General features: G+C 72.7%; 17 protein-coding genes. 6 read left to right on the top strand and 11 right to left on the bottom strand.

Features of this window, described 5'->3' with window-relative positions:
* Positions 1-71: 71 nt before the first annotated feature.
* The 3 genes from ACLF3M_RS08785 to ACLF3M_RS08795 form a co-directional block, all read right to left on the bottom strand.
* Positions 72-743, bottom strand: a complete 672-nt coding sequence (locus ACLF3M_RS08785; RefSeq protein ID WP_430656526.1) for a DUF2726 domain-containing protein — start codon at positions 741-743, stop codon at positions 72-74.
* A 213-nt stretch (positions 744-956) separates the two neighbouring features.
* Complete coding sequence (locus ACLF3M_RS08790; protein ID WP_430656527.1) at positions 957-1,775, bottom strand: alpha/beta fold hydrolase; 819 nt, start codon at positions 1,773-1,775, stop codon at positions 957-959.
* A gap of 373 nt (positions 1,776-2,148) precedes the next feature.
* Positions 2,149-3,258, bottom strand: coding sequence for a M20/M25/M40 family metallo-hydrolase (locus ACLF3M_RS08795; protein ID WP_430656528.1), 1,110 nt, complete (start codon positions 3,256-3,258; stop codon positions 2,149-2,151).
* Between the two features lie 48 nt (positions 3,259-3,306).
* Between ACLF3M_RS08795 and ACLF3M_RS08800 the strand changes: the two genes are divergently transcribed.
* The 4 genes from ACLF3M_RS08800 (at position 3,307) to ACLF3M_RS08815 (ending at position 7,772) form a co-directional block, all read left to right on the top strand.
* Positions 3,307-4,425 carry a pyridoxal-phosphate dependent enzyme gene (locus ACLF3M_RS08800; RefSeq protein WP_430656529.1) on the top strand — a complete coding sequence of 373 codons (1,119 nt, stop codon included), beginning with the start codon at positions 3,307-3,309 and terminating at the stop codon, positions 4,423-4,425.
* A gap of 205 nt (positions 4,426-4,630) precedes the next feature.
* Positions 4,631-5,731: an alanine racemase gene (locus tag ACLF3M_RS08805; protein ID WP_430656530.1), complete on the top strand. Its 1,101-nt coding sequence runs from the start codon at positions 4,631-4,633 to the stop codon at positions 5,729-5,731.
* A 48-nt stretch (positions 5,732-5,779) separates the two neighbouring features.
* The gene (locus tag ACLF3M_RS08810) at positions 5,780-6,193 is read left to right on the top strand and encodes a hypothetical protein (RefSeq protein WP_430656531.1); all 414 of its coding nucleotides are present in this window, start codon (positions 5,780-5,782) and stop codon (positions 6,191-6,193) included.
* Between the two features lie 22 nt (positions 6,194-6,215).
* Positions 6,216-7,772: a glycosyltransferase family 2 protein gene (locus ACLF3M_RS08815; protein WP_430656532.1), complete on the top strand. Its 1,557-nt coding sequence runs from the start codon at positions 6,216-6,218 to the stop codon at positions 7,770-7,772.
* Here ACLF3M_RS08815 and ACLF3M_RS08820 read toward each other — a convergent pair.
* Together ACLF3M_RS08820 and ACLF3M_RS08825 are read right to left on the bottom strand one after the other, a co-directional pair.
* On the bottom strand, positions 7,754-8,401 hold the full coding sequence (locus ACLF3M_RS08820; protein WP_430656533.1) for a trimeric intracellular cation channel family protein: 648 nt from the start codon (positions 8,399-8,401) through the stop codon (positions 7,754-7,756). The genes ACLF3M_RS08815 and ACLF3M_RS08820 overlap by 19 nt on opposite strands.
* 4 nt (positions 8,402-8,405) lie before the next feature.
* On the bottom strand, positions 8,406-9,629 hold the full coding sequence (locus ACLF3M_RS08825; protein ID WP_430656534.1) for an MFS transporter: 1,224 nt from the start codon (positions 9,627-9,629) through the stop codon (positions 8,406-8,408).
* Positions 9,630-9,826: 197 nt separating this feature from the next.
* On the opposite strand from ACLF3M_RS08825, the gene glmS reads away from it, so the two are divergent.
* Positions 9,827-11,650 (top strand): glutamine--fructose-6-phosphate transaminase (isomerizing), encoded by a 1,824-nt coding sequence (gene glmS / locus ACLF3M_RS08830; protein WP_430656535.1) that lies wholly within the window; start codon positions 9,827-9,829, stop codon positions 11,648-11,650.
* The gene (locus tag ACLF3M_RS08835) at positions 11,647-13,326 is read left to right on the top strand and encodes an FAD-dependent oxidoreductase (protein ID WP_430656536.1); all 1,680 of its coding nucleotides are present in this window, start codon (positions 11,647-11,649) and stop codon (positions 13,324-13,326) included. Before glmS ends, ACLF3M_RS08835 begins: the two co-directional genes overlap by 4 nt.
* A gap of 10 nt (positions 13,327-13,336) precedes the next feature.
* On the opposite strand, the gene ACLF3M_RS08840 is transcribed toward ACLF3M_RS08835, so the two are convergent.
* The 6 genes from ACLF3M_RS08840 to ACLF3M_RS08865 all read right to left on the bottom strand — a co-directional run bounded on the left by ACLF3M_RS08840 (position 13,337) and on the right by ACLF3M_RS08865 (position 19,153).
* Positions 13,337-14,146 (bottom strand): transglutaminase-like domain-containing protein, encoded by an 810-nt coding sequence (locus tag ACLF3M_RS08840; protein WP_430656537.1) that lies wholly within the window; start codon positions 14,144-14,146, stop codon positions 13,337-13,339.
* Between the two features lie 32 nt (positions 14,147-14,178).
* Entirely contained in the window at positions 14,179-14,529 is a 351-nt protein-coding gene (locus ACLF3M_RS08845) for a hypothetical protein (RefSeq protein WP_430656538.1), read from the bottom strand.
* Between the two features lie 194 nt (positions 14,530-14,723).
* On the bottom strand, positions 14,724-15,938 hold the full coding sequence (wecC, locus tag ACLF3M_RS08850) for a UDP-N-acetyl-D-mannosamine dehydrogenase (RefSeq protein WP_430656539.1): 1,215 nt from the start codon (positions 15,936-15,938) through the stop codon (positions 14,724-14,726).
* 3 nt (positions 15,939-15,941) lie between these two features.
* Positions 15,942-17,210 carry a non-hydrolyzing UDP-N-acetylglucosamine 2-epimerase gene (gene wecB / locus ACLF3M_RS08855; RefSeq protein ID WP_430656540.1) on the bottom strand — a complete coding sequence of 423 codons (1,269 nt, stop codon included), beginning with the start codon at positions 17,208-17,210 and terminating at the stop codon, positions 15,942-15,944.
* A gap of 31 nt (positions 17,211-17,241) precedes the next feature.
* A complete protein-coding gene (locus ACLF3M_RS08860; protein WP_430656541.1) occupies positions 17,242-18,102 on the bottom strand; it encodes a LysR family transcriptional regulator in 861 nt (286 codons plus the stop codon).
* A gap of 301 nt (positions 18,103-18,403) precedes the next feature.
* Positions 18,404-19,153 carry a DUF2076 domain-containing protein gene (locus tag ACLF3M_RS08865; RefSeq protein ID WP_430656542.1) on the bottom strand — a complete coding sequence of 250 codons (750 nt, stop codon included), beginning with the start codon at positions 19,151-19,153 and terminating at the stop codon, positions 18,404-18,406.
* Positions 19,154-19,218 lie beyond the last annotated feature (65 nt).

Consider the following 19,218-nt stretch of genomic DNA (forward strand, 5'->3'; position numbering starts at 1 on the left):
GCCGCGCCCGCCCTGGTGGCCCAGGCCGCGAAAGGCCCGGCGAGAGTGGGGCTCTGGTGTCACGCACGCGCCTAGGCGTCGGCCCTGTCCACCAGCTTCTGGACAACCCTCCGCAGTTCCGCCGGCGTCATCACGCCGGCGAGAACCTCATGATAGCCGATGCCCGCTCGTCGCAGCGCTTCGCGCTTCACCGCATCCCGCGCGACGGCGTTGCCCTGGTAATGCCCAGGGCCCTGATACTCGATGGCGTGACGCGGCCGGCAATCGCCATCAACTAGAAGCAGATCAACCCGCTTCGAATTGATGCAGCTGAACGCCGCCGCATCACGGGCTACCAGGACTTCACCGAGCGACACCTGAGCCATCACACGCCAGTTCGGGTTGCGGGCAATAACCGCGCGCTCCAGTTCGGCAAAGACACGCGCTTCGCTCCTGTTGAGGAGCGGCTGGCTGGCAAACTCGGCGCCGAGGACGATTCGCAGTTGGTCGGCAGCGTCCGTGGGCTTCGCCGCGGGCGCAGACGGTCTAGCTGGCGGGGCGCGGTACGCGGTCGGGGGCGACCAGTCCGGGAAGCCCGGGCTCCGCTTCCTCTGTTCCCATGACCCGCGCTTGAGCTTGCGCTCCTTAAGGCCTCGGGACCTCGATGCGAGCAGCTTTACGATGACGCCGATGAACAAGCCCGCCACCACCAGGATCGCGAGCAGGGCCGCTGGATCCGGGGCGGCGCTAGTCGCGGGCGGCATGGCTGTCCCCCGCCTCTTCGAAGCTATGCAAAGCGGTTCTCCTGGCGGGCGGCGCGTCTCGCGCCGCCGATGGAACCACCATCGCTCGTTTCGCCCTGGAGCGGCCTTGCATCTCGTGGAAGCCTCGCTTGAACGGCACGAGGGTCGCCGGTGCGAAGCATCGTCGGTCAGCGATGGTATTCGCAGGACCAGGAGGCCCCGCCCGCCTCGCTTCTACCCCAGCCCGGCGAGCAGAGCAGCGACCTCGTCGGGATTCCGCATCGGGGCACCGTGCGGGGCGGCGATCTCCGCCCACTCCCAGCCGCCGAGCGCCCGGACCGCCTGGCGGCTCGGCTCGATGGAGCGGTCGGCTGGGCCGGTGAGGGCGACATAGGTCCTCGGGCGGCCGGCGCCGGGCTCTCGGGCGAGCCGCAGCGGCGCCTCGTAGGTCGCCTTGGGGTGCGGCGCGACATGCCGCATCAGCCACCGCGCGAAGGGCGTGTCGGGCGGCAGGGTGAAGGCGGGAAGGACCGGCACGCCCCGCTCCGTGGCCTCGCCCCGCCGGATCCGCTCGGCGGAGTCCGGCGGCAGCACGTCGAGCGCGCTCTGGCCGTCCTTCGCCACCATCGCATCCAGCAGCACGAGCCGACCGATGCGGTCGGGCATCCGGTCGGTCACGCCGAGGCATGGCAGGCCGCCGAAGCTGTGCCCGACGAGGATGACGTCGTCGAGTTCCTCCGCCTCGATGATGGCGGCGAGGTCCTCGATCCAGGTTTCGAGCGTGACGCCGGGCGCGAGCAGATGCCGGCGCTCGCCCATGCCCGTAAAGGACTCTGCGATCACGCGATGGTTCGCGGCGCGCAGCCGCTCCGCCACGGGCGCCCAGGCCCAGCCGCCGAGCCAAGCGCCGTGGACGAGCACATATGTCTTGCCGCGCGGCGCGGGCAGGTTGGGCACCTCCGCGGCGGCGGAACTGGCGCGAAGAGTCAGGGACGCCGTAGCGGCGCCGAAACCGAATGCGAGCGCGGACCTCCGCGCGATGATGTCGGGCATATGACACCCTCCTGCCGCCCAGGCGAGCGGCTTGACGGTTCCGATCCCGGCCGCGCCAGTCGGCGCCGTCCGGGTCGCCAGTGTCAAAACAACAACGGCTGCACGCGGCCTGCGAGGCCGGGATAGGGCCTTACGGCGGCCGGGACGGCGCGGGCTACACTCTTCGCTTGCAATCAAGGAATAGAATCACATACACTTTGGCATGATCCATTACGCGCCGATCTTTGTCCCTTTGCCTCGAGCGACTTCAGGCCACTTCCTCGGCGGAGCCCGCCTTCGGGCGGCCTTTGTCCGGACCCTCGGGATGTCTTCAGCGCTAAAAGCTTAAAATCCTAAAACGCTAAAGTCCCCGGCCGGGGCGTCGCGGGCCGTGTCAGCCCTTCCCGGCCTCCAGCACGCGGCCGAACAGCGGCACCGCGTCCAGCAGGTCCTGCGCCCGCACCCGCTCATGCGGCGTGTGCGCCGTCCCGACATCGCCGGGCCCGAGCACCAGGCAGGGCGCGAGCGCCTGCAGCTCGCTCGCATCCGTCCCATAAGGCGCCGTCTTCGCGGAAACACCCGTCAGCGCGACGCCGAGCGCGACCAGCGGATGGTCAGCCGGCAGCTCGGGCGGCTTGCCCTCGTGCTGCTCGGCCAGCTCCAGCCCTGCCCGCTGCGCCGCGCCCCGCACCGCCTCCAGCACCGGGCCGGGATCCACCTTCGCGCTGTAGCGGAACTTGATATGCGCGGTCGCCCGCGCGACCGTCACGTTCAGCGCCGTGCCGTGGTTGTCGAGGATCAGGTTGAAGTCGGAGAACGGCGGCTCGTAATCCGCATCCTGCAGCGAGACGTCGGAACGCAGTCTGTCGAACACGCTGCGCATCTCGGCCAGGAAGGGCAGCAGCTTCCAGTTCGCGTTGTCGCCCTTCCCCGTCGAGGAATGCGCCTGCACGCCATGCGCCGTGGCGGTGAAGGCGATGTGGCTGCGATGGCCGCGCACCGGCGCCAGGCTCGTGGGCTCCGCCACGATGATACCCTTCAACCCCAGCGACTTCGCCAAGGCGGATCGCGTCGCGATGACATGCGCGCCCTGCTTGGTCGTCTCCTCATCGGCCGTGATCAGCAGCGTGACCGGAACGTCCGCGCCCGCGTGCTGCGCCGCGACGATCGCGGCCGCGACCTGGCCCTTCATGTCGACCGAGCCGAGGCCGTGCATCACGCCCTCGGCGTCGATCCGCGGCGCCCAGGGATCGCTCTCCCACCCCGTGGCCGGGACGGTGTCGAGATGGCCGGACAGCGCGTAGCCGCCCTTCGGCCCCCTGTGCGCGACGATGGCGCGCTTCGCCACGCCCTTGGCGTCGCGGTAGTCCAGCCGCTCCACCTCGAAGCCCCGGAGCTCGCGTTCCACGCGCTCCGCCACGGGCAGGTTGGAGACGAAGCTGCGGCTGTCGATGGCGACGAGGTCGGCGGCCAGCCGCAGGGTCGGGTCGTTGAGGTCGGGCATGCCCCAGCCTCGCTTGCCCGCGCGCGCCGGGCAAGGGAGAGTCGCCCCATGCAACACTACCTCGACCCCCGCACCAGCCAGACCTGGACCCTCGACGCGCCGCGATGGTGCGGCGATGCGCGGCAGCCGCTGCTGCTGACCGGCCGCGCCGGCATCGCGCCCGCCGACATCGTCACGGCGGAGCGCTCGATCTGGCGCTACGCCGCCGCCTTCCCCTGGATGCCGAAGGCGCCGATCTCGATGGGCGAGGGCCGCACCCCGCTGATCGAGCGCGCGATCCCCGGCGGCACCGCGCTGCTGAAATGCGAATGGTTCATGCCGACCGGCAGCTTCAAGGATCGCGGGGCGTCGGTGATGCTGTCCCTGCTGCGCGACCAGGGTGTCACGAGCGTGCTGGAGGACAGCTCCGGCAACGGAGGCGCGGCCGTCAGCGCCTATGCTGCCGCCGGCGGGATGGCGGCGACGATCTTCGTCCCCGCCAGCACCAGCCCCGCCAAGACCGTGCAGTCCCGCGCCGCCGGCGCCGCGATCGAGCTGATCCCGGGCTCCCGCCAGGACTGCGCCGATGCCGCGCTCGCGAAATCCGCGGAGATCTTCTACGCCAGCCACAACTGGCATCCCTTCTTCCTCGAAGGGACGAAGACGCTCGCCTACGAGCTCTGGGAGGACCTCGGCTTTGCCGCCCCGGACCACGTCATCGTCCCCTGCGGCGCGGGATCGAACGTGCTGGGATGCTGGCTCGGCTTCGGGGAGCTGAAGCGCGCGAAGCAGATCGCGCGCCTGCCGCGGATCTGGGCCGCGCAGCCCGCGCATTGCGGGCCGATCGCGCGCGCGGCGCTCGGCCTGCCCGCGCAGGATGCCAGGCCCACCATCGCCGAGGGCACCGCGATCGCGCAGCCGCTCCGCCTGCCGGAATGCCTGCATGCGCTCGAGGAGAGCGAGGGCGGCGCCGTGCTGCTGGAGGAGGAGGAGATCGCCGCGGCCTCGCTGTCGCTCGCGCGTAGCGGCGTCTATGTCGAGCCGACCTGCGCCCAGGCCGCGGCGGCCTTCGGCAAGCTGCGCGAGGCGGGGAAGATCGGCGCGGCGGAGACGGCGGTCGTGGTGCTGACGGGCACCGGGCTGAAATCGACGCCGCGCTATGCGGAGATGCTGGGGGTGGCGCTGTGACTGCCCTCTCCGGCTTTTCTGCTTTCCCTCTCCCCCTGGAAGGGGGAGAGGGCTGGGTGAGGGGGTCGCGAAGCTGGTCAGCGCAGCGTCGCCAGCGCTGCGCGCCTCACCCTCACCCAACCCTCTCCCGCCCCGGCGGGAGAGGGCATTCATCGGCCATCCGCCATCTCCCCGATGGCAATGGCGGGACGGGTGAGCGCAACCCATGACCACCCTCCACGACCTCCCCACCCCATCCCTTCTCCTCGACCTCGACATCCTCCGCCGCAACATCGCGCGCATGGCGCAGGCCGTCGCGCGCCACCCCGGCGTGATCCTCCGCCCGCACATGAAGACCGCGAAGTCCGCCGCGGTCGCCGACCTCGCGGCGCCCGGCAAGGGCCCGATCACCGTCAGCACCATCACCGAGGCCCGCTACTTCGCCGACCACGGCTTCCGCGACCAGCTCTACGCCGTCGGCATCGTGCCCGCGAAGCTGGACGCGATCGCCGTGCTGAACGCCGAGGGCAACCAGGTGAAGGTCATCACCGACGACCTCGCCACCGCGCGCGCGATCGCCGGGCATGCCGGCGTGCTGCCCACCCTGATCGAGGTGGATGTCGGCGAAGGCCGCGCCGGCGTCGCGCCCGACGACGACGCGCTGCTCGCCATCGCCGCCGCGCTCGGCCCGAAGCTCGCCGGCGTCGTCGCGCATTCCGGCCACAGCTATGCCGGCCGCAGCCCGGCCGAGATGGAGCAGGTCGCGGAGGCCGAGCGCGCCGGCATCTTGCTCGCCGCACGCCGCCTGCGCGATGCCGGGCACGAAGTCGGCATCGTCTCCGTGGGATCCTCGCCCGCGGCGCTCTACGCCCGCCACCTCGACGGCGTCACGGAGACGCGCGCCGGCGTCTACATGCTTGGCGACCTCTTCCAGGCCCAGATCGGCACGCATCCCCCGGACGACATCGCGGTCACCGTGCTCGCCTCCGTCATCGGCAACTACCCCCGGCGCGGCGCGGTGCTGCTCGATGCCGGCGCGCTCGCGCTGTCGAAGGACCGCAGCACCGAACGCGCGCCGCGCGATTTCGGATTCGGCCGGGTGCTCGACCTCGAGGGCCGCCCGATCGGCGAGGCCATCGTGACGCGCGTCCACCAGGAACATGGCGAGGCCAGCGGGCCAGGCCTGCCGCTCGATCGCCTGCCGGTCGGCGCGCGGGTGAGGATCCAGCCGAACCATGCCTGCCTGACCGCGGCCGCGCATGATCGCTTCCACGTGATCGAGGGCAGCCGCGTCGTCGCGGCATGGGAGCGGGTGAACCATTGGTAACGGCGACGCAGGCCCGGCTTCACGCGCCGCCCGTTACCACGCACGGCCATGCCCGGCCTTGCCCGCCGATCGCTGCTCGCCGCCCCGCTGCTGATCGCGCCCGCCACGGGCCGCGCCGCCGCGCGCGCCATCCCGCCCTTCCCGCTCTGGATCGGCCGCACCGCGCTGCTGCGCGGGGAGGCTGGCGCGGCGCGGCTGCTGCTGGCCGAGGACGGCACGGGCCTGATGAGCGTGCGTCTCCTTTTTCTCTGCTACGCGCTGCCCGTGCGGTCCTGGCGCGTCGAGGAGGACGGGATGTCGGTGGTCTACAGCCGCGTCTCGGCGCTGGATTCCAGCCGCCTCATCCATGGCGAGGCGCATATCCTGCACGCCGAGAACCAGCTCCTCCTGATCGAGGCCGCGCGCCACCTCGCGACCTTCGAGGGCTTCGCCGAAGCGGGGCTGGCGCGCAGCTGCGGCTGACACGCGGCCGGCGGGCCGCGCGATGACGCCGCCCTGGCTCGAGGAAGCGCTCGCCGAGGCCGGGACGGTCGTCTTCGACGTGCTGCGCGCCTGCGCCGCGCCGCTGCCGCCGCCGGACAGCCCGATCGTGCTCCTCGCCGCGCGCAACGAGATCCTGCGCATCGAGGCCTTCCTCGACCACTACCGCCGCGCCGGCATCCGGCGCTTCTGCGTGGTGGACAACGCCTCCGACGACGGCACGGCGGAGCTGCTGGCGGCGCAGCCCGACGTGGACCTGCTGTCCACCGCGCGGCCCTTCGCCACCTTCCGCAAGCAGGGCTGGCTGATCGCCGCGATGCGCCGCTACGGCGAGGGGCGCTGGTACCTCTACCCCGACGCCGACGAGCTCGTCGTCTTCGACGGCATCGAGACCCGCGGCTTCGACGCGCTGGCGCGCCTGCTGGAGGCGCGCGGCATCCCGCGGCTGCGCGGAATCACGCTCGACATGTATCCTGGGGACGCGCTGGACCGTTCGGCCCTGCCGGACGGCGCGGGCCTGCTGGAGGCCACGCCCTTCCACGACGCCGCCGGCTATGCCGAGGCCGAGGGCCCGCTCGGCATGACGATCCGCGGCGGGCCGCGGCAGCGCCTGCTGGCCGGCCGCATCGGGCGCGGGGCGCAGCTCACGAAGATGCCGCTGTTCCGCGCGACCGCGGGCGCGCTGCCCGCGCATCCCCACTTCATCTGGCCGACCGGGGGCAACTGGGCGGCGCCGCGGCTGCTCGCGCTGCTGCACCTGAAGTTCCTGCCCGACCTGACGGCGCGCGCGCAGGCGAATGTCGCGCGCGGCGGCTACGCTCATGACGGCGTGATGTACCGGCAGATCGGGGCGGTCCTGGCCGCGAGGCCGTCGGTGCGCCTGAAGGGCCGGCTCAGCCGGCGCTATGCGGGCTCGGCCGGGCTGGTGGAGGCGGGGCTGATCGCGCCGGTGCCCTGGACGGGTGGGGCCGTGCTCGCCCCGCCGCCGGTGGCCGTCTCCGCCCTGTCCCCCGCGGCGCTGGAGCCGCGCGACGTCGCCCTGCTGCGCCGCGCGATCGCGGGCGTGGAGGCCGTCGCGGTCTTCGGGCTCGGGCCGGAGACGATGCTCGCGCTGCGCCTGGGCCAGGCGCGCATCGTGGCGGCGGAGCCCGACCGCGCGCTGGCGCAGGCCTTCGCGCGGCGGCCCCTCGCGCAGGCCGCGGCGGAGGCCGGGCGGCTGCGCCTGACGGAGGCCGACGCGGCGCGGCCCTGGGCGCATTGGCCGCGCGAGGATGCCTGGCCGGGCCTGGTGATCCTGGCGGGACGGCGCCGCGCCGCCCTTGCCCTCGCCACGCTGCGCCAGGCCGCGCTGTGCGGCGTGCCGGCCGCAGGGGTCGCGATCCTGTTCCGCGGCTTCGACGAGCATCATCCCGCCCACGCCGCGCTGCGCGCCTTTGCCGACATCGTCGCGCGCGGACCGCGCCTGGCGCTGCTGCGCGCGCGAGACGGCAACAGGCCGCAGGCGCTCAAGGCCGCCCTGCTCGCGCAGCGCGGCGATGCACGCTATCGCCGGTCGGGATAGTCCCGCGCCGGGCGCGCGCGGTAGCTCGGCAGTGACCAGCCGAAGCGGATCGCCGCGGCGCGGATCGCGAAGCCCAGCAGGATGCCGGCCGGCACCGCGACGTCGCGCTGCAGGGGGGCGAGGCGCAGCGCGACATAGGCCGCGGCGCCCGCGGCGGCGGCGGTGATGTAGATCTCGCGCCGCAGGATCAGCGGCAGCTCGTTGCAGATGACGTCGCGCAGGATCCCACCCCCCGTCGCGGTGACGACGCCGAGCAGCACGGCCGCCCAGGGGTCGGCGCCGGCGATCAGCGCGATCTCCGCCCCCAGCACGGCAAACAGCGCGAGCCCGACCGCATCGGCCCAGAGCAGCGCACGGAAGCGGCTTTCCAACCAGGGCGCCACGGCGAAGACCAGCAGCCCCGCCGCCGCGGCGACCGCGATCAGGTCGGGTCGGCCGAGCCAGAACAGCGGGGTCCGCCCCAGCAGCAGGTCGCGCAGCGTCCCGCCGCCGAAGCCGGTGACGCAGGCCATCAGCACGAAGCCCACCGCGTCCATCTGCTTGCGGCTCGCGACCAGCGCGCCGGAGATCGCGAAGACCGCGATCCCCGCGATGTCGAGGACGCGCAGCGCCGTGTCGAGCCCGCCCAAGCAGCTACTCCGCCGGGACCGCCCGCACGCCCATCGCACGCTTCGCGGCCCCCTGGGCGCTGCCCATGCAGAGCAGCGAGAGGATCAGCAGCCCCGCCGCGGCGGGGAAGACCAGCCAGGCGAGGCCGAGGTCGATCAGGAAGCCGAAGGGCACCGGCGTGATCGCGCCGCCAAGCGGCAGCCCGGCGGAGACGAAGCCGAACACCTTGCCCATCTGCCCCGGCGGCGAGGCTTCCTTCAGCATCACGTCGCGCGGCGTGCGCGACGCGCCCATCGCCAGCCCCGCGACGAAGGCGACCACGGGCAGCATCACCTCCGGCATCGGCAGCACGCCCATCGCCAGCAGCAGTGCCGCGGCGAAGCAGGTCAGCACCACGATGAAGGGCATGTGCCTCGTCGAGCGGTCGGCGAACCAGCCGCCGACCAGCGTGCCCGCCGTGCCGCCCGCCATGTAGCCCGTCAGCGCGAAGGAGGCGATCGCCACCGGCGTGCCCCAGAGCTTGCCCAGCACCGTGATGGAGAAGGCCTGGATCGCCGAGCCCGCCATGGAGGAGAGCAGGAAGAAGGCGAAGAAGAGCAGGATCGGGCGCGACATCAGCAATTCGCGCCCGCTGGGCTGCGCATCGTTCTTCGCCGGGCGCGCCTGGTCCTGCAGGATGCGGCTCTGCCAGAGGATCGCGAACGCCACCGGCACGCCGATCAGGCCCAGGATCAGCAGCGCCTGGCGCCAATCCATCACCAACAGCATCCCCGCCACCACCGGCGGCGCGACGGCGAAGCCGAGATTGCCGGTGAAGGTGTGCATCGCGAAGGCGCGGCCCATGCGCGACTTGTCGATGGACGACCCGAGGATGGCGTAGTCCGCGGGGTGGATCACCGAGTTGCCGACCCCCGACAGCAATGCCAGCACCAGGATCGCCCAGTAGCCTGGCGCGAAGGCCATCCCCGCGATGGTCACGCCCATCAGCACGATCCCGCCGACGAGGAAGGGCCGTGCGCCGTAGCGGTCCACCAGGAAGCCGACAGGGGTCTGCAGCACGGCCGTCACCGCGGACATCAGCGCCACGGCAAGGCCCAGCTCGGCATAGGTGACGCCGAACTCGTCGCGCCAAACCAGGAACAGCGGCGGCAGGCAGAGCAGGTAGAAATGGCTGAGGAAATGGCCCGTGCCGATCAGCGTCAGGATGCGGGCATCGCGGCCGATCGGGGCGGCAGGGGCATGGGCCATGCCAGCTGGCTCTCCGGTGGGACAGGGGAAGCGGCAAGCTGCGCCTCGCCCTCCCACGGGTCAACCACGGCGTGCAGGATGCTGCCCTGCGCAAAGGGGTGAAACAGGGTGTGAACGCCTGCTGTCGCAGCGGTGATTCCGCCCCTGGCCTGGACCGGCTAGACCCTTGGGTGAACAACCCTGGAGACCATGGCCCCATGTGCGGGATCGTCGGCGTCATCGGCCGCCAGGACGCGGCCCCGCTGCTGCTGGATGCGCTGCGGCGGCTGGAATACCGGGGCTATGACAGCGCCGGCATCGCCACCCTGGTGGAGGGCGGGATCGAGCGCCGCCGCGCCGAGGGCAAGCTCGGCAACCTCGCCGGCGTGCTGGAGACGAAGGCCCTGCCCGGCACCACCGGCATCGGCCACACCCGCTGGGCGACGCACGGCGCGCCGACCGAGCGCAACGCGCACCCCCACGCCACCTCGCGCGTCGCGGTGGTGCACAACGGCATCATCGAGAACCACGCCGAGCTCCGCGCCGAGCTGGAAGCCAAGGGCGCCCGCTTCGAGACCGAGACGGACACCGAGACCTTCGTGCGGCTGCTCGACGACCTGCTGGCGCAGGGCATGCAGCCCGTGGCCGCCTTCTCCGCCGCGCTGAAGCGCGTGCACGGCGCCTTCGCCCTGGCCGCGGTCTTCGCGGGGCATCCCCGCCTGCTGCTCGGTGCGCGGCAGGGCGCGCCGCTCGCCGTCGGCTTCGGCGAGGGCGAGATGTTCCTCGGCTCCGACGCGCTGGCGCTGGCGCCGCTGACGCGCCGCATCGCCTATCTCGAGGAAGGCGACTGGGCCGTCGTCACCGACGACGGTGCGCGCTTCTTCGACGCGGCCGACGCGCCGGTGGATCGCAGCATCGTGCAGACCGCCGTCTCCGGCGCTGTCGTCGGCAAGGGCAACTACCGCCACTTCATGGAGAAGGAGCTGCACGAGCACCCCGCGGTGCTCGGCGACACGCTGCGGCAGTATCTCGATCCCCGCACGCTGGAGGTGCGGCTGCCGCGCCTGCCCTTCGATCCCGCGCGCGTGCCGCGCCTGACGCTGACGGCCTGCGGCAGCGCGTTCCTGGCCGCGCATGTCGGGCGCTACTGGATCGAGCAGCTCGCCCGCATCCCCTGTGACGCGGAAGTGGCGAGCGAGCTGCGCTACCGCAATCCGCCGCTGCCCGATGGCGGCGCGGCGATCCTCGTCTCCCAATCCGGCGAGACCGCGGACACCATGGCCGCGCTGAAGCTGCTGCGGGACGCCAACCAGAAGGTGCTCTCGATCGTCAACGTGCCGGAGAGCACGATGGCGCGCAGCAGCGACGCCGCGCTGCTGACGGTCGCGGGGCCGGAGATCGGCGTCGCCTCCACCAAGGCCTTCACGGCGCAGCTTGCGGTGCTGGCGTGCCTCGCCATCGGCTTCGGCCGCGCGCGGCGTGAGCTCTCGACGCTCGACGAAGGCCGGCTGACCCAGGCGCTGCTGCAGGTGCCGGGCCATGCTGCGGCGATCCTGGAGAAGGACGCGCAGATCCGCGCGCTGGCCGAGGAAGTGGCCAAGGCGCGCGACGTGCTGTTCCTCGGCCGCGGCTCGATGTTCCCGATCGCGATGGAAGGCGCGCTCAAGCTGAAGGAGATCAGCTACATCCACGCCGAGGGCTACGCCGCCGGCGAGATGAAGCACGGACCCATCGCGCTGATCGACAGCGCCGTGCCGGTGATCGCGCTGTGTCCCTCCGGCCCGCTCTTCGAGAAGACCGCGAGCAACCTGCAGGAAGCCGCGGCGCGCGGCGGGCGGATCATGGCCTTCACCGACGCCGAGGGCGCGCCGGCGCTGCGCCGCTTCGCCGAGCATGTGATCGAGCTGCCGAGCGTCGATCCCTTCTCCGCGCCGATCCTGCACACGATCCCGGTGCAGCTGCTCGCCTATCACGTCGCGGTGCTGAAGGGCACCGACGTGGACCAGCCGCGCAACCTCGCGAAGAGCGTGACAGTGGAGTGAGCGTCGGCTCTGATAACCGCAGGGCCGACAGGCCCGGAGGTCTGAATCGGCGGCGGCACGGCGTACTCGCGCATGAGACCGACGCGCTGATCCTCGGATCGGGCGCGGCGGGGCTGACGGCTGCGCTGGCAGCCGCCGTTGCTGGCTTGCGCGTGACGGTGCTGGAGAAGGCCGATGTCGTCGGCGGCACCAGCGCCATGTCGGGCGCGGGCACCTGGATCCCCGCCAACCACCACGCCGCCGCGGCGGGCATCGCCGACAGCCCGGAGGAGGCGCTGGCCTATATCCGCGCCGCGGCGCCCCCTGGCTGGGCCGAGCGCGAGGACGCGCTGTGGCAGCGCCTCGTCGAGGCCTCGGCTCCGATGCTGCGCTTCGTCGAGGAACACTCCCCGCTCCGCTTCGCGCTGACGCCGGAGCCCGATCCCTTGCGCGACCTGCCCGGCGCCAAGCCGCGCGGGCGCATGGTCTCGCCGCTGCCGCTGTCGCGTTTTCGGGCCGGCCGCTTCGCGTCGCGCATCCGCAAGAGCCAGATCCCGGAGCTCTTCACCTATCACGAGGCCGTCGAGACCGATCTCTATCACCATCCCTACCGCACGGCCTGGCAGCTCTGGCCGCGGCTGCTGTGGCGCCTGCTGACCAACACGCGGGGCAAGGGCACGGCGCTGATCGTGGGCCTCATCCGCGGCTGCCTCGATGCCGGCGTCCGGATCGAGACCGGCGCGCGGGCCGTGGAACTGCTGAAGGACCGCATGGGCACGGTGACCGGCGCGCTGGTTGAGCAGCGCGGTGTGACAGAGCGCGTGACCGCGCGGCGCGGCGTGGTGATCGCGACCGGCGGCTTCGAATGGGACGCGGAGCGTCTGGAGCGGCATTTCCCCGGCGGCGCCGACTATCTCGGCAGCGCGCCGACCAACACCGGCGACGGGCACCGCATGGCGGAAGCCGTGGGCGCCGCGCTGGACCGCATGGACCAGGCGACGCTCTCGCCCTGCATCCCCGTGCGGCATGAGGGGCGCATCATGGCGCAGCCCGTGCCCTTCCACACCGAGCCCAACGCGATCCTCGTCAACCGCCACGGCCTGCGCTTCGTCAACGAGCTGACCTTCAACATCGGCGAGGCGCTGGATGCCCGCGACGCCGACGGTCGGCCGGTGAATCAGCCCTGCTGGGTGATTAGCGACGAGCTGCTGCCGTATCGCTTGCCGCCGGCGCGATGGGCCGCGCAGGCCGATCCGTCCTGGCTGCATCGCGACGACACGATAGCGGGGCTCGCCGCGCGCATCGGGCTCGATCCCGCCGTGCTGGAGGCGACGGTGGCGCGCTACAACGCGGCTTGCGCGGAAGGGCGAGACGGCGATTTCGGCCGGCCCTCGGCGGCGGACGCCGCGGCGAAGGGCGACAAGCGGCGTCGCGGGGGCCTGGAGCCGATCGAGCGCGCGCCGTTCCTCGCGATGCCGTTCAGCCGGTCCATCCTGGGGACCAAGGGCGGGCCGCGCACGGACGATCGCGCGCGGGTGCTGGATGTCGAGGGCCATGTGATCCCCGGGCTCTTCGCCGCCGGCGCATCGAGCGCCAATCCCATCGGCACGCGCGGCGTCGGCGCGGGCACGACGATCGGCCCCTACATGACCTGGGGGTATGTGGCGGGGACGGAGATCGCCAGGCGCAACCGCTGAACGCCCGGCATCAACCCGTGACCTCGTCGGTGAAGACGCGGAAGCCCGACAGGGTGCAGGGCCCGAAGGTCGTCGCGATGGCAACGTCGGTCGCGTCGCGCCCGCGCGCCATCAGGATGCGCCCAATGCGCGGGGTGTTGTTGCGCGCGTCGAAGGTATGCCAGCGGTCATCCAGGAAGGCCTCGAACCAGGCCGCGAAATCCATCGGCCCGTGCGGCGGCGGCACGCCGATATCGCCGAGATAGCCGGTGCAGTAGCGTGCGGGGATGTTGACGCAGCGGCAGAGCGTGACGGCCAGATGCGCATAGTCGCGGCAGACGCCGCGCCGCTCGTCGAAGGCCTCGGACGCGGTGCGGGTCGGGCGCGCATGCTCGTAGCCGAAGCCGATGCGGTCATGCACGAAGTCGCAGATCGCCTGGACGCGCGCCCATCCCGTCGGGCCCTGGCCGAACAGCGCCCAGGCGGCCTCCGCCAGCCGGTCGGTGTCGCAGTAATGGCTGCCGAGCAGGAAGGTCAGCATCTCGTCGGGCAGCGATTCCACGGGACGCTGCCGGGCCAGCGGCGACAGCGCGTCCGGCATGCCGGAATCCCGTTTCAGCAGCCGCGTCGAGATCACCAGCCGCCCGACCGGCGCGACGATGCGCGTGCAGCAATTGCCGAAGCCGTCGACATAGTGCCGCGCCGGGATGGCCGGCGCGAAGGAGACCTCATGCTCGCCGACGAGGTCGGGCAGCCGCGACGCATGCGGGCTGACGACGAGCAGCATCGGCGTGGGCTGCGGGCAGTCATAGGTGATCTCGCAGCCCGCGGCGATGAGCATCGGCAGCCCCGCCGGTGCCTGGCCCGCCGCGATCAGCGCGACAGCCGGTTGGCGCAGGCATAGGCGACTTCCTGGTCGGCGCTGCCGGCGGCGGCACCCGGCATGGTCGCGAAGCGCCGCGCGAGCTCGCCGCGTGCCTGCCAGTCGAGGGCTGCGCTGCCAGGCGTCGCGGCGCGCGCGCGCTCCGCGCAGAAGGCGGCCTGCTGCTCGACGACGCTGCTGCGCGTCGCGGCCTCGGCGGTGCTGGTGCGGACCTGGAAGCCGGCGAAGCCGGAGATGATCGGACCGGCGACAAGGCCGATGATCAGCCCCGTCAGCATGGGCTTCGTCTCGGTCCAGCGGGTGGCGAGCCTGGCGCGCAGGCCGGGTGTCGTGGCGGACATGATGGTGCTCCGGTTGGCCGAGCATCTGAACAAGATCGAAGGAGCCGACAGAGAAGTTTCGGCGCGATCGAATAATCATCTTGCCGCCCGAAGGGCTTTGATTGGCAGTCGGCCAATGCACATAACGCAGGTATTGCCGAAATAAGCCAGACAATATTCGCTATGATTTAAGCGGCGGGAGCGCGGGCCGGCCGTCAGGCCTGCCTTCCGCCGGCTAGCGCGCCGGCCACGTCCAGCACCAGCTTCCCCTCCAGCGCCGCGGGGTCCAGCGCCCGAAACGGCGTGTGGGCGACCAGCATCACGACGACATCCACCCCCGCGATCGCCTCCGCGACACCGGCGAAGGCCACGCCCGCCGGCGCCGTCTCCAGGAACGGATCGGCCGCCGTCACCGCTAAGCCCTCCGCCGCGAGCGCGCGCACGATTTTCACCGCCGGGCTTTCCCTGACGTCGTCGGCATCCGGCTTGTAGGCCAGGCCGAGGCACGCGATGCGTGGCGAGGCCAACCCCGAAGCCGCCCGCTTCACCCGCGCGACGACATCCGCGGGCACGGCGTCGTTCACCTCGCGCGCCGTGCGGATCAGCCGCGCCTCCTCCGGCGCGCCATGCACCAGGAACCAGGGATCCACCGCGATGCAATGCCCGCCGACCCCCGCGCCGGGGGACAGGATTTCCACGCGGGGATGACGGTTCGCCAGCGCGATGGCGCCCCAGGGATCCACGCCGAAGCGCCGCGCGATCGCGGCGAGCTCGTTGGCGAAGGCGATGTTCACGTCGCGGAAGGCGTTCTCCGCGAGCTTGACCAGCTCCGCCGTGCGGCAATCCGTCTCCAGCAGCGCGCCTTTCACGACGCTCCGGTAGAGCGATGCCGCGCGCGCCGCGCAGCCCGGGCCGAGGCCGCCGATGACGCGGTCGTTGTGGACGAGCTCGTGCAGCGTGCGGCCGGGGATCACGCGTTCCGGGCAATGCGCGACATGGATGTCGCCGGGCACGTCCAGGTCGGGCCGCGCGGCCGAGATGCGCGCCGCCATCGCCTCGGTCGCACCCACGGGGACCGTGGATTCCAGGATCACGCAATCGCCGGCGCGCAGCACCGGCGCCAGCGCATCGGCCGCGGCGTCCACGCAGGACAGGTCGGGGCGGTGATCCTCGGCGAAGGGCGTCGGCACCGCGACCAGGTGGAACTCGGCCGGCGCCGGGGTCGTCGCGGCGCGCAGCCTTCCGGTCGCGTGCGCGCGCGCCAGAAACTCATCGAGGCCCGGTTCGCGGAAGCCGGAGACGCCGCGGTTCACGCGCTCCACCACCGCGGGCGCGATGTCGCAGCCCAGCACGTCATGGCCCGCCTCGGCCAGCAGCGCGGCCGTCGGCAGGCCGATATAGCCGAGGCCATGCACCGCGACGCGCGCCACGGCTCAGACCGCCGGCTGCGCCGCCGCGCGGCCACCGCGCCAGGCCAGCGACCACCGCGAGGCCGGCCGCGTCATGCGTCGCGGCCGCGCGTGGCGCGGCCCGGGTTGCGCGGCGGCCCATTCCTCCACCGCGTCGGCGATGCGCCGCGCCGCGGTGCCGTCGCCGAAGGGAAAGGCGTGCCGCGCCATGGCGAGATAGGCGTCGTCGTCATCCAGCAGCCGCGTCGCCGCCGCGACGATGCGCGCGGGATCGGTGCCGACCAGCCGCGCGACGCCGGCGGCGATCGCCTCCGGGCGTTCGGTCACCTCGCGCAGCACCAGCACGGGCTTCCCGAGCGCCGGCCCTTCCTCCTGCAGGCCGCCGCTGTCGGTCAGCAGGAAGGCCGCGCGGCACATCGCACGGACCATCCCGGCATAGCCCAGCGGCTCCGCCAGGTGGATGTTGGCGCGTCCGCCGAGGGCCGCGCGGACGGGATCGCGCGCGGCGGGGTTGGGGTGCAGCGGCCAGAGGATCTCGGTGTCGCTGCGCGCAGCGAGCGCGCCGATGGCGGCGCAGATCCGCTGCAACGCCCCGCCCAGGTTCTCCCGCCGATGCGCGGTGACCAGCACCAGGCGCTTCGTGGGATCGAGCGCCGGCAGCCCGGCGTCCAGCCGCGCGGCGAAGCCGGGATCGAAGACGGCCCGCGTTGCGGTCGCCAGCAGGGCGTCGATCCCCGTATTGCCCGTGACGTGCACGCCGCCGCGGGGATCGTATTCCGCGCGAAGATTGGCCGCCGCGGTCTCCGTAGCGGCGAAACGTAGTGCAGCGAAGGCGTCGATGGCGACGCGGTTCAACTCCTCCGGGAAGGGCTGGTCGAGGTCGTGGCTGCGCATCCCGGCCTCGACATGGCCGACGGGGATGCGCGCGTAGAAGGCGGCCATCCCCGCGGCCAGCGCCGTGGTGGTGTCGCCATGCACCAGCACCAGCGCCGGCCTTTCGCGCGCCAGCACGGCGGAGACGCCGGTCAGGATGCGCGCGAACAGGTCAGGCAAGGCCTGGCCGGGCTGCATCAGCCCGAGGTCGAGGTCGCAACGCTCGCCGAACGCGGCCATGGCCTGGTCCAGCATCTGGCGATGCTGGCCGGTGGAGAGCGCGATGGGGAACAGGCCTGGCCGCCGGCGCAGCTCGGTTAGGACCGGAATCATCTTGATGGCCTCGGGGCGCGTCCCGAAGACGAGCATGACCCGGCCCGGCACGGCTTGCGGGCAGGTCGGGGCGACGGGCGAGGGCATCACCCCAGGTTGGGCGCAGATAGCCGGTTTCTCAACCGTTAATCGTGAGGCTGTCCCGGATGAAACCGACCAGCGGCTCCACGATGGGGTGCCGTCCCGCGGGATCGCCGAAGACCGCCATCTCCACCAAGCCGAGTTCCGGCAGGCCGGGCACCTCCACCAACCCGGGCGGGAAGCCCGACCGGCCGAGCACGGTCAGCGCGAAGCCCGCCTGCGCCGCGGCCGCCAGGCCGAGCAGGCTGTCGCAGGTGAAGACGGTCTCGCTGGCGATCCCGGCGCGGGACAGCGCGGCCAGCGCGCGTTCGCGGAACAGGCAGCCCTCCGGCAGCAACGCCAGCGGCAAGGGGCGATCCGCCGGCGCGGTCCAGTCGGGCGCGGCGGCCCAGACGACCTGTTCGGTCCAGATCGGCGTTCCCGTCCTCTCCCCGTCGCGGCGCTTGCCGAGCACGAGGTCGAGCCCGCCCGCCTCCTGCTTGGCGCGGAGCTCGTGGGAGCGGCCGACCTCCACCTCCAGCGTGACCTCGGGGTAGGTGCGGGCGAAGCGCGCCAGGATCGGCGCCAGGCTGCGCGGCACGAAATGGTCGGCGACGCCGAGGCGCAGGCGCCCGGCAACCGGCGGCGCGGCGAGCCGCCGCACCGCCTCGTCGTTCAGCGCGAGCAGGCGGCGGGCATAGGTCAGCAGCGTCTCGCCGTCCCGGGTCAGCGCGACGGTCCGGGTGGTGCGGTCGAAGAGCGGGCGACGGACCACCTCCTCGAGCCGCTTGATACGCAGGCTGACGGCGGACTGGGTCAGGCCGAGCGCGTCGCCGGCGGCCGTGAAGCCGCGGGCCTCTGCCACCAGCACGAAGCAGCGCAGCAGGTCGAGGTCGAGGTCGGGGAGACGCATCGTCATCCTGGATGGCGGCCAGCGACGCTGGCCGAGGCCGCGAACGCGGCCCGCCGCCGGTGCGGCGAGCCAAGCGGCCGGAGGCCGCGCCGGCGCCTGAGGCCATGCAAAATGCCCACGAAAAAGCCGCAGCGCCAGGGGCACCGCGGCCGAGTTCGACAGGTGGGCTTATTGGCCGGGAGTCACCCCGCCGCGTGTGCGCAATGGGAAAGGGATCCGGCGCACGCCCGGCGATGCTTCGCGGGCGGGGATCGAGAACGCCCTCGTCACGCCCGGGACGCGCGAGGCGTCCCGGGCGGGCGCAGGGTCAAATCTCCTCGTCGTCGTAGCCGCCGCCGTCGTCATAGGCGCCGGCATCGTTGTTGGCGTCGCTGCCATAGCCCGGGTCGTCGGCGGGCTGGGCGTCGTTGCCCCAGGCCGCGGGCTCGGCCGCCGCGGCGCCCGGATCGGTCCAGGGGGAGGAGGCCGGCACCGCATCCTGGCCGAAGGCGCCCGCGCCGGCCGCGCTCGCGGCATGTGCCGCGCCGCCGCCGCTGAAGGCGCTCATCAGCGCGTTGCCGAGCACCAGGCCGCCGGCGACGCCGGCCGCGGTCATCAGCGCGGTGCCGAGGAAGCCGCGGCCGCCGCCCTGCTGCTGCAGCATCCCGGGGTTGTAGCCCGGCGGATACTGCGGCTGGGGGCGGGGCGGCATCGGCGCGGGGCCGCGGCCGCCGCCGAAGAGGCCGGAGAGGCCCGTCCGGCTCTGCGCGGCCTCCGCCTGGCGGCGGTTGTTCTCGGCTTCCCATTCCAGCTGCTTGATGCGGTTCTGCATCTCCACCAGCGCGGCCTCCTGCACGAAGGCCATCTGGGTGATGCGGTAGCGTGCCTCGGGGTAGCGCGCGAAGAGGTCGTTGATCAGCCGGTCCGCCTCCGGGTCCACCGGGGGCAGGGGCTGCGCGGCGGGTTGGGCGCCGCCGCCCATGCCGCCCCAGGGCGAGGCCGGGCGCGGCGCCGCATTGGCCGCGCCGCTCACCCGCTCGACGAAGCTGGTGATGATCCGGCGTTCCTCGTCCGTCATGATGTCCTCAGGTCCTCTCAGGAAAGGGCCATGCGCGGGGAGGGATGTCCGGCAGGCGCCCGCGC

This window comes from Falsiroseomonas sp. HW251, from assembly GCF_050563545.1.
In the GTDB taxonomy this organism is placed as follows: domain Bacteria; phylum Pseudomonadota; class Alphaproteobacteria; order Acetobacterales; family Acetobacteraceae; genus Falsiroseomonas.